This is a genomic window from Pseudomonas putida (assembly GCF_028682395.1).
GTDB lineage: Bacteria > Pseudomonadota > Gammaproteobacteria > Pseudomonadales > Pseudomonadaceae > Aquipseudomonas > Aquipseudomonas putida_AB.
This window is the reverse complement of sequence record NZ_JANHLC010000011.1, coordinates 112,378-127,500: the sequence shown is the minus strand read 5'-3', so window position 1 is coordinate 127,500 and position 15,123 is coordinate 112,378. Positions and strand designations below refer to the sequence as shown.

At 62.3% G+C, this 15,123-nt stretch carries 14 protein-coding genes; 5 read left to right on the top strand and 9 right to left on the bottom strand.

Features of this window, described 5'->3' with window-relative positions; genetic code table 11:
- The first annotated feature begins 22 nt into the window (after positions 1-22).
- On the top strand, positions 23-346 hold the full coding sequence (locus tag NPS46_RS22170; protein ID WP_274111018.1) for a hypothetical protein: 324 nt from the start codon (positions 23-25) through the stop codon (positions 344-346).
- A gap of 108 nt (positions 347-454) precedes the next feature.
- Positions 455-1,216 (top strand): YdcF family protein, encoded by a 762-nt coding sequence (locus NPS46_RS22165; protein WP_274111016.1) that lies wholly within the window; start codon positions 455-457, stop codon positions 1,214-1,216.
- Between the two features lie 55 nt (positions 1,217-1,271).
- Here NPS46_RS22165 and lnt read toward each other — a convergent pair whose 3' ends face one another.
- The 5 genes from lnt to miaB all read right to left on the bottom strand — a co-directional run bounded on the left by lnt (position 1,272) and on the right by miaB (position 6,640).
- A complete protein-coding gene (gene lnt / locus NPS46_RS22160) occupies positions 1,272-2,795 on the bottom strand; it encodes an apolipoprotein N-acyltransferase (protein ID WP_274111014.1) in 1,524 nt (507 codons plus the stop codon).
- An 8-nt stretch (positions 2,796-2,803) separates the two neighbouring features.
- Positions 2,804-3,643: an HlyC/CorC family transporter gene (locus NPS46_RS22155; protein WP_274111012.1), complete on the bottom strand. Its 840-nt coding sequence runs from the start codon at positions 3,641-3,643 to the stop codon at positions 2,804-2,806.
- Positions 3,644-3,686: 43 nt separating this feature from the next.
- Positions 3,687-4,145: an rRNA maturation RNase YbeY gene (ybeY, locus tag NPS46_RS22150; RefSeq protein WP_274111010.1), complete on the bottom strand. Its 459-nt coding sequence runs from the start codon at positions 4,143-4,145 to the stop codon at positions 3,687-3,689.
- Positions 4,138-5,145, bottom strand: coding sequence for a PhoH family protein (locus tag NPS46_RS22145; RefSeq protein ID WP_274111008.1), 1,008 nt, complete (start codon positions 5,143-5,145; stop codon positions 4,138-4,140). The genes ybeY and NPS46_RS22145 overlap by 8 nt, the downstream gene beginning before the upstream one ends.
- A 166-nt stretch (positions 5,146-5,311) precedes the next feature.
- Entirely contained in the window at positions 5,312-6,640 is a 1,329-nt protein-coding gene (gene miaB / locus NPS46_RS22140) for a tRNA (N6-isopentenyl adenosine(37)-C2)-methylthiotransferase MiaB (RefSeq protein ID WP_274111006.1), read from the bottom strand.
- Between the two features lie 133 nt (positions 6,641-6,773).
- Here miaB and NPS46_RS22135 point away from each other — a divergent pair, with 133 nt between their 5' ends.
- On the top strand, positions 6,774-7,100 hold the full coding sequence (locus NPS46_RS22135; protein WP_274111004.1) for a DUF1820 family protein: 327 nt from the start codon (positions 6,774-6,776) through the stop codon (positions 7,098-7,100).
- Between the two features lie 59 nt (positions 7,101-7,159).
- On the opposite strand, the gene NPS46_RS22130 is transcribed toward NPS46_RS22135, so the two are convergent.
- The 4 genes from NPS46_RS22130 to NPS46_RS22115 all read right to left on the bottom strand — a co-directional run bounded on the left by NPS46_RS22130 (position 7,160) and on the right by NPS46_RS22115 (position 10,672).
- A complete protein-coding gene (locus tag NPS46_RS22130) occupies positions 7,160-7,708 on the bottom strand; it encodes a tetratricopeptide repeat protein (protein ID WP_274111002.1) in 549 nt (182 codons plus the stop codon).
- A gap of 224 nt (positions 7,709-7,932) precedes the next feature.
- Positions 7,933-9,216: a glutamate-1-semialdehyde 2,1-aminomutase gene (hemL, locus tag NPS46_RS22125; protein ID WP_274111000.1), complete on the bottom strand. Its 1,284-nt coding sequence runs from the start codon at positions 9,214-9,216 to the stop codon at positions 7,933-7,935.
- 16 nt (positions 9,217-9,232) lie between these two features.
- Positions 9,233-9,856, bottom strand: coding sequence for a thiamine phosphate synthase (gene thiE / locus NPS46_RS22120; RefSeq protein ID WP_274110998.1), 624 nt, complete (start codon positions 9,854-9,856; stop codon positions 9,233-9,235).
- 18 nt (positions 9,857-9,874) lie between these two features.
- Positions 9,875-10,672 (bottom strand): hydroxymethylpyrimidine/phosphomethylpyrimidine kinase, encoded by a 798-nt coding sequence (locus NPS46_RS22115; RefSeq protein ID WP_274110996.1) that lies wholly within the window; start codon positions 10,670-10,672, stop codon positions 9,875-9,877.
- Between the two features lie 288 nt (positions 10,673-10,960).
- Between NPS46_RS22115 and NPS46_RS22110 the strand changes: the two genes are divergently transcribed.
- Positions 10,961-13,336: a hybrid sensor histidine kinase/response regulator gene (locus NPS46_RS22110; protein ID WP_274110994.1), complete on the top strand. Its 2,376-nt coding sequence runs from the start codon at positions 10,961-10,963 to the stop codon at positions 13,334-13,336.
- Positions 13,337-13,411: 75 nt separating this feature from the next.
- Positions 13,412-15,055: an acyl-CoA dehydrogenase family protein gene (locus tag NPS46_RS22105; protein ID WP_274110992.1), complete on the top strand. Its 1,644-nt coding sequence runs from the start codon at positions 13,412-13,414 to the stop codon at positions 15,053-15,055.
- Positions 15,056-15,123 lie beyond the last annotated feature (68 nt).

Sequence of the window (15,123 nt, the reverse complement as noted above, 5' to 3'; positions counted from 1 at the left end):
TTATTTTCAATGAGGTGAACGGATGGCCGGGTCACAGCGAAACGCAACACAATCCGAGGTGTATGAACGTTTGATCGATCGTCTGGGGATGGCCCTGGACGCGGCAAGAACCGCAGGTCGTTTGCGTGATGAGCGTCCCGCCGAGTTGGAGTTGCGGGGCTTGAGTGCGGCTGAGATCGAGTTGATCAACGCCTATCTGGATCGTAATGGCCGTGATGCCCGCGACCGTTCGTCCATGACGCTGTCCGAGGCGACCGAATCCTCGAGCGGTGCCAGGATTATCTGGTTGAAAGACAAGCTGGCTGGCCCGCAGTTGGCCAAGGCCGGGTCCCGAGGTTTCAAGTAACGGTACAGCGATCGCACACCCTTATCGTTGGTTGTCTATTTAGTTATCTCTGGTGGTTGTCGCGTTTTATCAATCCACATAGGCTTCGGGCATCTCGGGAGATGCTTGATGCCTATTCGCTACATCCTCAAACAACTTGTGCTGCCCCCTGGCATTCTTTTGCTGCTGCTGGCGCTTGGCTGGTGGTTGCGTAATCGGCGCCCGCGCCTGGCCCGCTTGTGCTTTGGTTTGGGGTTTGTGGGGTTCTGGTTGATGAGCCTGCCGATTGCGGTCCAGACGCTGGCCGGGGCCCTGGAGCGTGATCCGCCACTGCCGATTGCCGATTGGCGTGCATTGGCCCGCGACGCTGACGCCATTGTGGTACTGGGCGCGGGACGTGAGCGCGGTGACCCGGCCTGGGGCAGCGACCAGCCGACGGGCCTGGCGCTGGAGCGCGAGCGTTATGCCGCGCGATTGGCCAAAGCTTCCGGCTTGCCGGTATTGACCACGGGAGGCCTGCATTTCGGCCTGCCGCCCAGCGAAGCGGCGGTAATGGCGCAGTCGCTGCAGGATGATTTCGGGGTGACGGTGCGCTGGCAGGAAGGGCAAAGTCGCACGACCTGGGAGAACGCACTGTTCACTGCGCAGATATTGCAGCCCCAGGGCATCAAGCGTGTTGTGGTGGTCACCCAGGCCTGGCATATGCCGCGTTCGCGCTGGAGTTTCGAGCAGGCGGGCTTCGAGGTGGTGGCCGCGCCGGTGGGCTTTATGGGGACTGCCCGGGATCGGCCGTTCCATGGCTGGTTGCCCGAGGTGCGGGCGATTTGGCAGAGCGGGCAACTGCTCAATGAAGTGGCCGGGCTGATTGGCTATCGGCTGTTTTATCGCTGACGGGGCGACGTGGAGGATGGGCTCGCAAGCTCGCTCCTTCAGGTCGCCCTGGCGGCTAAACGGTCTTGGCCATTCTTCCAGCCAGCAATGCCCAGCCGAACAGCAGGCCGCAGACCATCACCAGCGGCCATGAGCGCCAGCGAAGATACGGCGTCAGTTGGTGCATCGGCACGACATCACCATAGAGGATGCCGCGCTCGAACTGCGGGATCTGTGCGGTAATCCGGCCAAAGGGGTCGATCAGCCCGGTCACGCCATTGTTGGTCGCGCGGATCATCCAGCGGCCGGCCTCGAGGGCGCGCATCTGGGCCATCTGCAGGTGTTGCAGTGGACCGATCGAAGTGCCGAACCAGGTGTCGTTGCTGATGGTCAGTAGCAGATCGCTGCGGGCGGACAAGCTGGCGGCAAACTCTGGATAGACCACCTCGTAGCAGATAAACGGCGCAATCTGATAACCCTTCGCCTGCAGCATGGGCTGGTCGGCGGGGCCGCGTGCGAAGTCGGACATGGGCAGATCAAAGAATGCGATCAGACCGCGCAGCAGGTCCTGCAGCGGGACGTACTCACCAAACGGCACCAGCTTCTGCTTGAGATAAGTACCGTCGCCTTCGCCGACCACGGTGATGCCGTTGAAGTAGCGTTTCTCGTGGTGGACTTCCTGGCGTATCGGCACCCCGGTAATGAGGGCCGAGCGGCGATCTGCGGCAAAGTTGCCGAGCATGTTCAGATAGCCTTCGGCCTGATCCTTGAGCACCGGGATCGCAGTTTCCGGCCAGATGATCAAGTCGACCCGCTTGCTGCTGAACGTCAGGTCGCGATACAGCGCCAACTGCGCGTTGAGTTGGGCTGGGTCCCACTTCAGGCTTTGTTCGATATTACCCTGCACGGCCGCGACACTCAGCGGCTCGCCAGAAGGCTCGGTCCAGGCGTGATGTTTCAGCGCCAGCCCCAGCGCCCAGGGGGCAACCAGTAAGACGGCCCCCACTGCGATAAACAGCTTGCGAGCATTTTTCAGCAGGCGTGGGGCATTGCACAGCAGCGCCGCAGTGAGGGCCAGCGCGAAGGAAATCAGCCAGGTCCCGCCCAGTGGTGCAAGTCCGGCCAGGGGGCCGTCGAGCTGGCTGTAGCCGGAGTAAAGCCAGGGGAAACCCGTCAGGAACCAGCCCCGGAACGCTTCCTGGCCGACCCACAGTGCTGCGAACGCCATGGCATCGGCCAATGGCGCCTCGTTACGACGGATCCAGCGTGCCCAGAGCCAGGCGGGTAGGGCAAAGAACAGGGCGATGGCCGCGATAAACGCCAGCATCAACAAGCCGGCCAGCAGAGCCGAGGCGCCGCCATAGGTGTGGATGCTGACGTAGATCCAGCTGGTGCCGGCGCCGAACAGGCCGAAACCGTAGCACCAGCCGCGACCGGCGGCCTGGCGCGGGCTTAGCTCGCGCAGGCCTCGGTAGAAGATCGCCAGGATCAGGAGCGACAGCGGCCAGATATCGAACGGCGCCAGGGTCAGGGTAGTCAGTGCGCCGGCCGCCATGGCCAGCAGGTTACCGGGCCAGCCGGGGCGGTTGAGGCGCAACATGTCAGTCCTTAACGGGCGATGGGGGTCAGGCGAATCAGGTGAATACGGCGACTGTCGGCATTCAGGATGCGGAAGCGGTAGGCGCCGATTTCAGTGATTTCATTGCGCTTGGGCAGGTGGCCGAACGCACTCATGACCAGGCCGCCCACGGTATCGAATTCATCGTCGGAGAATTCGCTGTCGAAGAACTCGTTGAAGTTCTCGATAGGGGTCAGTGCCTTGATCAGGAAGTCGCCGCTAGGCAGAGGCTTGATGTAGCTGTCTTCCTCGACGTCGTGCTCGTCTTCGATATCGCCGACAATCTGTTCCAGCACGTCCTCGATGGTCACCAGGCCGGCCACGCCGCCGTACTCGTCGATCACAATGGCCATGTGATTGTGGTTGGCGCGAAACTCGCGCAATAGCACATTCAGGCGTTTGGATTCAGGGACGAAGGTCGCTGGGCGCAGTAGATCCTTGATGCTGAAGCTGTCGCCGTTTTCCTGCAGGATCAGTGGCAGCAGGTCTTTGGCCAGCAGGACGCCCATGACGTCGTCGTGGCTTTCGCCGATCACTGGGTAGCGCGAGTGCGCTGCGTCGATGATCGCCGGGAGGAATTCGCGCGGGGTTTGCGTCGCCTTGATGCTGATCATCTGCGAGCGCGGGACCATGATGTCCCGGACCTGCAGGTCAGCGACCTGGATCGCGCCTTCGACAATGGCCAGCGCTTCGCTGTCCAACAGTTTGTTCTGGTGTGCTTCGCGCAGCAGCTCGAGGAGCTCCTGGCGGTTTTTCGGCTCATGGGCAAAAGCCTGGGTCAGTTTACCCAGCCAGGACTTTTGCCCGTTGCTCGATCGGTCTTCGCTCATAGCGATTTACTCGTATCCCTTGGTTGTTTCAGGTGGTCAGTGATCAATTTTCGTCGTCAGCGTATGGATCCGGATGACCCAGTTCGGCTAGCAAAGTCCGTTCCAGGGCTTCCATCTCATCGGCTTCTTCATCATCTATATGGTCGTAACCCAGCAGATGCAAGCAGCCATGGATTACCAGGTGCGCCCAGTGGGCCTCCAGTGCCTTGCCCTGTTCGGCAGCTTCGCGCTCCACGACCGGTACACAGATCACCAGGTCGCCCAGCAACGGGATGTCGAGCAGTTCATCCGGCACGTCGGCCGGGAAGGACAGGACGTTGGTCGCGTAGTCCTTCTGGCGCCAGGTGCGGTTGAGTTCGCGGCCTTCAGGCTCATCCACCAGACGAATGGTCAGCTCGGAATCGGCGCTGCGCTGGCGCAGGGCCAGTTCACACCAGCGGCGGAAATCGGTTTCGCCGGGGGCGTTTGCGTCAGTGGCCAGTTGCAGGTCGAGCTCAATCATTGCGGCGGGCGTCCTGGGGTGCGGGCTCGCTCGCTGGGCGATTTTCGTAGCGCTCGTAGGCTTCGACGATCCGCTGCACCAGCGGGTGGCGCACGACGTCCTTGGGCAGGAAGTGGGTGAAGCTGATCCCCGGCACGCCATTGAGCACGTCGATCACGTGGGCCAGCCCGGACTTGGTGCCCTTGGGCAGGTCGACCTGGGTCACGTCGCCGGTGATAACGGCGGTAGAGCCAAAGCCGATCCGGGTCAGGAACATTTTCATCTGCTCGACCGTGGTGTTCTGGCTTTCATCCAGGATGATAAAGCTGTTGTTCAGAGTGCGACCGCGCATATAGGCCAGCGGGGCGATTTCGATGACCTGGCGTTCGATCAGTTTGGTCACGTACTCAAAGCCGAGCATTTCGTACAGCGCATCGTAGAGCGGGCGCAGGTACGGATCGATTTTTTGCGCCAGATCGCCGGGCAGGAAGCCGAGCTTCTCGCCGGCTTCGACCGCCGGACGCACCAACAGGATGCGCCGTACCTGCTCGCGTTCCAGCGCATCTACTGCACAGGCTACGGCCAGATAGGTCTTGCCGGTGCCCGCCGGGCCAATGCCGAAGTTGATGTCATTGGCCAGCACTTCCTTGACGTAGCGCTGCTGATTGATCCCGCGCGGGCGAATCATGCCCTTCTTCGTGCGCAGGGCCACGCTGGCTTCGGCGACCGGGTTGCTGTCCAGGTCCTCCACGGCGGACTCCTGCAGGAACAGGTGGACCATATCCGGCGACAGCTCAGTACCCTTGGTTTCCCGGTACAGGCGGCGCAGCAGATTTTCCGCGGAGGTGGTGTGTTTGAGTTCGCCGATCAATTCGAATTGATTGCCGCGATTGCGGATTTCGATGGTCAGGCGCTGTTCGATCAAGCGCAAATGCTCGTCGAACTGCCCGCACAGATTGGCGAAGCGGCGAGCCTCAAAGGGCTCGAGGATGAAACGATGAGGTTCTATGGGAGCGTTCAAGGTCGTTTTAAGCCGCCCGACGGCAATTAAGATGGATTCAAGGATAACGCTAGCAGCCAGGGTGCGAAAGCACTTAAACAGCGAAGGGCTTTTCCTCAAGTAGATGCTGCTTTGAGGAAAGGCCTGGTTGGAAATCGCTCCTGGCGTTGCGTGTGATCATTCTTCCTTACTGGAGCAGCGAACCACGCAGCGAATGGGGTTGTGCGGCATCGATATGGACATCGGCAAACTGGCCGATCAATTGGGCATTGTCGCAGCGGAAGTTGACGATCCGGTTGTTCTCGGTGCGCCCCTGTAGTTCCCCCGGGTCTTTTTTCGAGTAGTCGGTCACTAGAATGCGCTGGGTCGAGCCGACCATCTGTCGGCTGATCTCGAAGCCCTGCTGGTTCAGCCGGTGTTGCAGGGCGTTGAGACGCTCCTTCTTGAGTTCTTCCGGCGTGTCATCGGGCAGGTCGGCCGCGGGTGTGCCGGGGCGCTGGCTGTAGACGAACGAGTAGGAAAAGTCGAAGCCGACGTCCTCGATCAATTTCATGGTCTGCTGGAAATCCTTCTCGGTTTCGCCGGGGAAGCCGACGATAAAGTCCGAGCTGATGCAGATGCCTGGCACCGCTGCGCGCAGTTTGCGCAGCTTGGATTTGTACTCCAGTGCGGTGTGGTTGCGCTTCATGGCGGCAAGGACACGGTCCGAGCCCGATTGCACAGGCAGGTGCAGGTGCTTGACCAGTTCCGGGACTTCCGCGTGGGCCTGGATCAGGCTGTCGGAGAATTCCAGCGGGTGGGAGGTCGTGTAGCGAATGCGCTCGATGCCATCGATGGCGGCCACGACGCGGATCAATTCGGCCAGGTCGGCCAGTCGACCGTCGTGGGTCTGGCCACGATAGCCGTTGACGTTCTGGCCCAACAGGGTCACTTCGCGCACGCCGTTCTCGGCCAGGTGGATGACTTCGCCGATCACATCGTCGAACGGTCGGCTGACTTCTTCGCCGCGGGTATAGGGCACCACACAGAAGGTGCAGTACTTGCTGCAGCCTTCCATGACCGACACGTAGGCGCTGGGGCCGTCGATGCGCGGTTCGGGCAGGTGGTCGAACTTCTCGATCTCGGGGAACGATACGTCTACCTGGGGCAGCTTGCTGATGCGCGCTGCGTCGATCATTTCCGGCAGGCGGTGCAGGGTTTGCGGGCCGAAAACCACGTCGACGTAGGGTGCGCGATCGCGAATGGCCGCGCCTTCCTGGCTGGCGACGCAGCCGCCGACGGCAATCACCATGTCCGGGTTGGCGAGCTTCAATTCACGCCAGCGGCCCAGCTGGGAGTAGACCCGGTCCTGGGCCCGCTCGCGAATCGAGCAGGTGTTGAGCAGGATGACATCCGCGTCTTCGGCGCGTGCGGTGACTTCCAGGGCCTGATGTTCACCCAGCAGATCGACCATGCGCGAGCTGTCGTACTCGTTCATCTGGCAACCGTGGGTTTCGATGTAAAGCTTCTTGGCCATGGGCGTTCATCAAGTGATTCAAAGAACCGCGCATTATAGTGGTCATAGCCCTTGCTTCCTAGCATTGTGCGTCCGGTGGCTATGCTATAGTTCGCGCCCTCATTTTTATCCCCCGATGTGTTCCCCGTCCGCCATGACCAAACGCGAAGCTCCAATCTACAAGGTGATTTTCCTCAACCAGGGCCAGGTGTTCGAAATGTACGCCAAGCAGATCTATCAAAGTGATCTGTGGGGCTTTCTGGAAGTCGAGGAGTTTGTCTTTGGCGAGCGCACGCAACTGGTGGTCGACCCGGGCGAAGAGAAGCTCAAGGCACAGTTCGAAGGGGTGGTGCGCAGCTTTGTCCCGATGCATTCGATTGTGCGCATCGACGAGGTTGAACGCCTTGGCACGCCAAAGATCAGCGAAGCCCGCGGTATGAGCAATGTCATGCCCTTTCCGGTACCGATGCCGGAAAAATAAGGCTACTCGGCAGGCTCGACTCTCAGGTCTGACGTCTCAGGCGTGAGCGAAGGTGTGTATCAGGGCAGCGGCGCGAACGGTGTCCGCCCATCGACCGTCTGCAACTCCAGCAGGTACTTGCGGAAGATCTGCCCAAGCACCTGGGTCGCCATTTCCAGCTCACTGCGTTGCATCTGCTCGGCCACCAGGTCGGCAGTGTCCAGCGCCTCTTCGGCGCCATTGACTGCCGCCATTTTCAGCACGATATAAGCCTGCACGTTATTGGCGGGCACGCCTTCGCCGTGGAAGAACATGGTGCCCAGTTGGAATTGCGCCTGGGCATGGCCCTGCAGGGACGCCTGTTCGAAATAGCTGAGGGCTTTGTCGAGATCGCGGGCCGTGCTTTTTCCGGTGTAGTAGAACTCGCCCAGCTCGTATTGCGCCTGCGCATCCCCGTCTTTCGCGGCGAGTTGGCAGGCGGCAAGCGCTTCAGCCTGGTCCTGGGGCTGGGTATCGAGGGTGCAGCGACCCAGCGCCGGGACCAGCAACGAGTTGCCTCCTGCCTGAGCCAGCAGAGGCAAAAGGAGCAACAGGCAGCCCAAGGCAAGGGTGCGGCCGGTGCGGTTCATGGGAATCGACGTACCTCTGAAGGGCGGGCGGACCCGACCAGGGGGTGGGTATGGCGCGCATTATGAAATAAGCAGGGCCAACCTTACAAAGTCTTTACTCGTTTTTCTGCCGCATGACCGCCCAGGCCGCTGCTGGCGGGGAAGAAAGGGCGGTTAAGGGCGGAAAACCGACAGGCGGTAGAGCGAAAGGCTGACACCAACCCGGGTCGGTGTCAGCCAGTGGCTTACTTGAGTGCGGCGAACGCGCGCTCGGCGGCATCCAGGGTCAGTTGCAGCTCGGTGTCACCATGGGCGATCGAGGTGAAACCGGCTTCGAAGGCGCTCGGAGCCAGGTAGACGCCACCGTCGAGCATCAGGTGGAAGAAGCGCTTGAAGCGCTCGGCGTCGCTGCTCATCACGTCGTCGAAGGTGACGATATCGTCGGCGCCGCTGAAGTACAGGCCAAACATCCCGCCCGCCTGGGTGGTGACGAATGGGATGCCGGCAGCATCCGCACGTTGTTGCAGGCCGTCGAGCAGGCGACTGGTGTAGTCGCTCAGTTCGGCGTGGAAGCCCGGCCGGCTGATCAGGCGCAGGGTGGTCAGGCCGGCGGCCATGGCCAGCGGGTTGCCCGACAGCGTGCCGGCCTGGTAGACCGGGCCCAGCGGGGCGATATGTTGCATGATCTCGCGCTTGCCGCCGAAGCAGCCAACCGGCATGCCGCCACCGATGATCTTGCCAAAGGTGCTCAGGTCTGGCGTCACGCCGTAGTGCGCCTGGGCGCCGCCGAGGGCGACCCGGAAGCCGGTCATCACTTCGTCGAAAATCAGCACGACGCCGTGCTGGTCGCACAGGCTGCGCAGGCCTTCAAGGAAGCCCGGTGCCGGTGGTACGCAATTCATGTTGCCGGCCACGGGCTCGACAATGATGCACGCCACTTCCTGGCCGGATTGCGCGAGCATCTTCGCCACGGCGTCGATATCGTTGAACGGCAGGGTGAGGGTGTGTTTGGCGAAAGCTGCCGGTACGCCCGCCGAACTGGGCACGCCCTGGGTCAGCAGGCCGGAGCCTGCCTTGACCAGCAGGCTGTCGGAGTGGCCGTGGTAGCAGCCTTCGAACTTGATGATGCTGTCGCGGCCGGTAAAACCACGGGCCAGGCGAATCGCACTCATGGTCGCTTCGGTACCGGAGCTGACCATGCGCACCATTTCCATGGACGGCACGATGGCGCACACCAGGTCAGCCATTTCGGTTTCCATGGCGGTCGGCGCACCGTACGACAGGCCGTGCTCCAGTTGCTTGCGAACCGCTTCGAGCACGTCCGGATGGCTGTGGCCGAGAATCATCGGGCCCCAGGAACCGACGTAGTCGACATAACGCTTGTCGTCTTCGTCGGTCACATAGGCGCCGGCGGCGTGCTTGAAGAACAGCGGCGTGCCGCCGACGCTCTTGAACGCGCGAACGGGCGAGTTCACGCCACCTGGGATGTGTTTTTGGGCATTGGCAAACAGGGTTTCGGAACGAGACATGGTCGGGCTCTCTACATCAGGATTCGAATAGGGCATTGAACGCGCGTGCGCGGCGGGTCACTTCCCGGGTGTTTTCGGCGCCGAACAGGCCGTGCACTACGGCCAGCAGATCTGCGCCATGGGCGACCAGCGGCGCGGCGTTATCCAGGCTGATGCCACCGATCACGGCAATGGGCAGCTGCAGTCTGGGGCGGGCCAGGTCGAGCAGGGCCAGGTCGGCGGCCGGCGCGCCGGGTTTGGTCGTGGAGTTGAAAAAGCGCCCGAAGGCGATATAGCTGGCGCCTTCATGGGTTGCCTGCTCGGCCAGGTCGAGGCTGGCATGGCACGTCGAGCCGATGATCGCCTGGCGACCGAGCAGGGCCCGGGCCGGGGTCAATGGGCCATCGGTCTGGCCCAGGTGGACGCCGACGCCCAGGCGCGCGGCCAGTTCGGCATCGTCATTGATGATCAGTTGAGTCTGGTAGCGTTCGCACAGCTCGCGCAGGGCCTGGGCCTCGCGCAGACGCTGGGTCTCGTCGCTGCTTTTGTCGCGGTACTGCAGCAGCCGGACGCCGCCGTCGAGCGCCGCCTCGACATAGCTGAGGAACTTGCCCGCGAGCAGTTGACTGTCGGTGATGGCATACAGGCCACGCAGCTTCATTGATCCAACCTCATGGTCTTACGAACAGAAATCCAGCGGCAGGCGACGCGGTACGAACTGGCCCTGGCCGAGCTGTTCGGCATCGCGCAGGGTGCGCCAGGTGTAGTTCAGCGCGGTCTGGACGGCACTGACCAGGTTTTCGCCCTGGGCCAGGCGTCCGGCGAGGGCGCTGGCCAGGGTGCAGCCCGAACCGTGGTAGCTGCCGGGCAGGCGCTGGCATTTGAACGTATGGCGGGTGCCGTCGCGACTATAGAGGCGGTTGTGGATTTCATCTTCATCGCCATGACCGCCGGTGATCAGCAGGTTCCGGCAGAACGGCAGCAGTTTTTGCGCACACTCGTCTGCCGTGCCTTCGGGCAGTTCGGCGAGGATGCGTGCTTCGGGCAGGTTGGGTGTGGCGATGGTTGCCAGCGGCAGAAGCTGTTCACGCATGGCATAGCCGACTTCATCCTTGCCCAGGCGACCACCGCCGCCGGCGCGCAGGACCGGATCGCAGACCAGCGGCAGGTGCGGGTGCGCCTGCAGCAGTTCGACCACGGTGGCGACCATTTCCAGGGAGCCGAGCATGCCCAGCTTGACCGCCGCGACGGGCGAGTCACTGAGCACGGCATTGGCTTGGGCCATTACCCACTCGCGGTCGAGCACGCGAAAGTCACTGACATCCACCGTGTTCTGCACGGTCAGTGCGGTGACCGTCGGTGCGGCGTGGCAACCCTGGGCTAGCAAGGCTTCGATATCTGCCTGAAGGCCGGCGCCACCACTGGGGTCGTGGCCGGAGAGACAGAGGACAACGGGGCGTGAGCTGTAGATATTCATGGTGCGCGAGCTTACCACCAAACCGCGGGCTCGGAACGGCCCCGCGAAACGTGAATTTCGCCGCGCCAGCAGCCGTTGCCAGCGCGCCGTACGAGGCCGGATAAAAGGCATGAATTGCCCTGAAAGGCCTGTTCTAGAGCCGTGTAACAAAAAATATAAATGGTGTGCTTTAGCCATCAATGGCTATGCTAGAGTGGATCCAAACCAATAACAGGTGTTGCCGATGTTTGTCGTCTCAAACGGAATGGGGGCTTCCTGACACAATCGGACGGGCCACGCTGGGGCTGTATGCGCTATTTGTTGATGTTGCTGTTGAGCTGGCTGCCGGTATGGGCCGGCGCAGTCGAGTTCGATCAGAACACCCGTAGTTTGCCCCTGGGGCGGGTGTTGCAGGTCTTCGAGGATGTGCGTGGCGACGCCTCGATTGACGAGGTCAGCGCGCCCGCCATGGCCAGCCGGTTTGTGCCGCACGAGCAGGCGGCGCTGAATGCCGGTTACTCGCGCTCGGTCTTCTGGTTGAAAGTCGACCTGCAGTACCGTCCCAAGGGCGTGGCCCGCCAGCAGGATTGGCTGCTGGAGTTGGCCTATCCGCCGCTCGATCATCTTGATCTGTATCTGCCCGACAGCAGCGGTCATTACTACTTGGCCCAGCGTACCGGCGATGCCTTGCCGTTTTCCAGCCGCCAGGTTCGTCAGAACAATTACCTCTTCAATCTGGACTTCACCCCGGGGGAGCGCCAGGTCCTCTATTTGCGCCTGCAAAGCGAGGGCTCGATCCAGGCGCCGCTGACGCTCTGGTCGAGCCAGGCCTATCTGGAAGCGCAGCCCGTGCGTTTCTATGTGTTGGGGATGATCTATGGCGTGTTGCTGGGGATGTTGGTCTACAACCTGTTTATCTACCTCAGCGTGCGCGACACCAGCTACCTCTATTACATCTTCTATATCGCCGCGTTCGGCCTTTACCAATTGTCGGTCAATGGCGCGGCGGTCCAGTATTTCTGGCCGAACAATCCATGGTGGGCGAATGCGTCCACACCGTTTCTGATCGGTGCGGCGGCCTTTTTCGGCAGCTTGTTTTCGCGCAGCATTTTGCAGACCGCCCGGCGCAATCGCTGGCTTGATCGCTTGCTACTGGTGCTGATCGGCTGCAGTGCGCTGGTCATGTTGCTGTCGCTGGTCAGCGAATATGCCCTTGCGCTGCGCCTGGCCACGGCCCTGGCGCTGGCCTTTATCCTCTCGATCTTTGCCGCCGGTATCGTGACCTGGGCGGGCGGGTTGCGGGTCGCCCGTTATTTTGTCATCGCCTGGTCGGCGTTTCTGCTCGGCGGCCTGATCAATACGCTGATGGTGCTGGGCTACCTGCCGCATATGTTCCTGACGATGTATGCCAGCCAGATCGGCTCGGCGGTGGAGGTCTGCCTGTTGTCCCTGGCGCTGGCGGACCGGATCAATGCGATGCGCGAAGAACAGGCGAGCAACCTGTCGGAAGTCGGGCACAAGCTTGAGCAACTCAACCAGCAACTGGCCCGCAGCAACCGGCTCAAGGATGAATTCCTTGCAACCCTGACCCATGAGTTGCGTACGCCGATGAATGGCGTGATCGGTTCTCTGGAATTGATGAATACGGTCCAGCTCGACCCCGAACTGGAGCAGTACCAGCAGACCGCTGCCGGCTCGGCGCGGGACATGATGCGCATGGTCAATGGCATCCTCACGCTCACCGAACTGCAGGCCGGCCGGCTCAAGCCCGATGAGCAGGTGTTCAGCCTGCACAAACTGCTGGGCACGGTGCACCGCCAGTTTGCCGTGCAGGCCTACAGCAAGGGGCTGAGCTTTACGCTGGAGGGGCTTGAGGCTTTGCCGGATCGCCTGTGTGGCGACGGGCCGCGCCTGGCCCAGTGCCTGGAATGCCTGCTCGACAATGCGCTCAAGTTCACCCGTGCCGGTGCCGTGATCCTGCGGGTTCGTGGCCAGAAGTTGGCGAGCGGCGAGGTGGGCCTGACGTTTGTGGTGATCGATACCGGCATTGGTTTTGCCCGGCTGGAAGATGCGCGTCTGTATCAGCGTTTTTTCCAGCTCGACGGTTCGATGACGCGACAATACGGCGGCCTGGGTATTGGCCTGGCGATTTGCCGGCAGTTGGTCGAGGTACTGGGTGGGCAGATGACCCATGAATCCGAGCCCGGCTGTGGCAGCCGTTTCCAGATCGACTTGCAGATGCACCCGGTACCGGGTGGCCCGCCGTGCCCGCTGGTCGTGCGCCGTCGCCCCCAGGAGTGCCGGGTGCTGGTGGTGGATGACAACAGCGTCAGCCAACTGGTGGTACGGGGGATGTTGCTCAAGCTCGGTTATCAGGTGCGTACGGCCGACAGCGGCGAGGCGGCATGCCTGGCGGTACAGCGCGAGCGCACGGATGCTGTGCTGCTCGATGGGCGGGTGGACATGGCCCAGGGCCAGCCATTGTGCGAGCGCTTGTGCGCCCTGCCGGAAGGCGCGGGGTTGGCCATTGTTGTCCTGTCGGTCGAGCCCCCCTTGTATGACGGGGCCAGCCCAGGCGCGGGGGTGGTGGAACACCTGGTCAGGCCGGTGCGTTTCGACGACCTGCAGCGTGTGCTCTACCAGCGCGTGCTCTGTGAAGGGCAGGGGGAAAGCGCCGGTCATTAGGCGTATATGCCACTTTTTAGGTGGCTGGACGCGTGCTTCACTGGGCCCATTCGCCGCCCACCAGGAGAGCGCGTCATGACCTTGCATCAATTTGCCGAGACTCACGAAGTCACCAATCAGCCGCCGTCGCTCGATGGGCGCAACCTCTATCGACTCGACCTGCCGCTGCAGGAGTGGACCCGGCGTTTCGATGCGGGATGGGCCGAGGCGCGCCTCGATCGCTACGGTGAACTGGCCGGCGGACCCTTGATGGCGGCGGGCTTTCTGGCCAACCAGAACAAGCCGGTATTTGTCAGCCATGATCGTTTTGGCCATCGTCTCGATCTGGTGGAGTTTCATCCGGCCTACCACGAGTTGATGCGCACGGCGGTCGAGCATGGCCTGCCATCCCTGCCCTGGACCGATACGCGCAGCGGCGCCCATGTCGCCCGCGCGGGGCTGACCTATCTGCACAGCCAGGCCGAAGCCGGTACGGGCTGCCCACTGACGATGACCTTTGCCTGCGTACCGGCGCTGCGCTTGCAGCCGGACCTGGCCGAGCAATGGCTGCCGAAGATTCTGGCCCGCGAATACGACCCGCGTAATGTCGGCATCGCTCACAAGGCCGGGGTGACCATTGGCATGGCGATGACCGAGAAGCAGGGCGGCACCGATGTGCGGGCCAATACCACCCGGGCGTACCCGGTGGGCGCCGGTGGCCCGGGCCAGGCCTATGAACTGGTCGGGCACAAGTGGTTCTGTTCGGCGCCCATGTGCGATGCCTTTTTGACCCTGGCGCAGACCGACAAGGGCCTGACCTGTTTCCTGTTGCCGCGCCAGCGTCCGGACGACAGCCGTAATCAGTTCTATATCCAGCGGCTGAAAAACAAGCTGGGTAACTGCTCGAACGCGTCGAGCGAAGTGGAGTTTCGTGGGGCCCTGGCCTGGATGGTGGGCGAGGAAGGGCGGGGTGTGCCGACCATCATCGAGATGGTGGCCATGACCCGGTTCGACTGCATGGTTGGCTCCAGTGCCCTTATGCGCCAGGCGCTGACCCAGGCCAGTCATCACTGCGCATATCGCCAGGTCGGCGGCCGGGTGCTGGCTGAGCAGCCCTTGATGCAGAACGTGCTGGCGGACCTGGCCCTGGAAAGCGAGGCGGCACTGGCTTTGAGCCTGCGCATGGGCCGGGCACTGGATCACCCCGAGGATGCCGACGAGGCGCGGTTCGCCCGGCTGGTCACGGCAGTGGGCAAGTATTGGATCTGCAAGCGTGCGCCGGCCATGATCAATGAGGCCGCCGAGTGCATGGGCGGCGCCGGTTATGTCGAGGACAGTATCCTGCCGCGTTTGTACCGCGAGGCACCGGTCAATTCGACGTGGGAAGGTTCGGGCAATGTGCAGTGCCTGGACGTGCTGCGGGCCCTGTCGAAAGAGCCGGGTGTGCTCGACAGCCTGTTTGCCGAGCTGGGTGATGGCCATGGCGACAAGCGCCTGGCCGGGCATATCGGGCAGTTGAAGGCGGCGTTCAAGGACACCACCGATATCCAGTATCGCGCCCGTCAGCTCACCGAGGACATTGCCCTGGCGCTGCAGGCCAAGTTGTTGCTGGAAGCCGGTAACGCCGTCGTCAGCGACGCGTTTATTGCCAGTCGCCTGGCCGGGGCCGGGCGGGTCTATGGCGCTCTGCCGCGCGGCCTGGAGGTTGAGGCGATCGTCGCGCGCTCGACACCGCAGTAGGTCTGCGCCGTTGAGATGAAGGTTTTTATCCGGGTGTTTCAGTCCACTGGTTAAGCAGGCAAGATGAG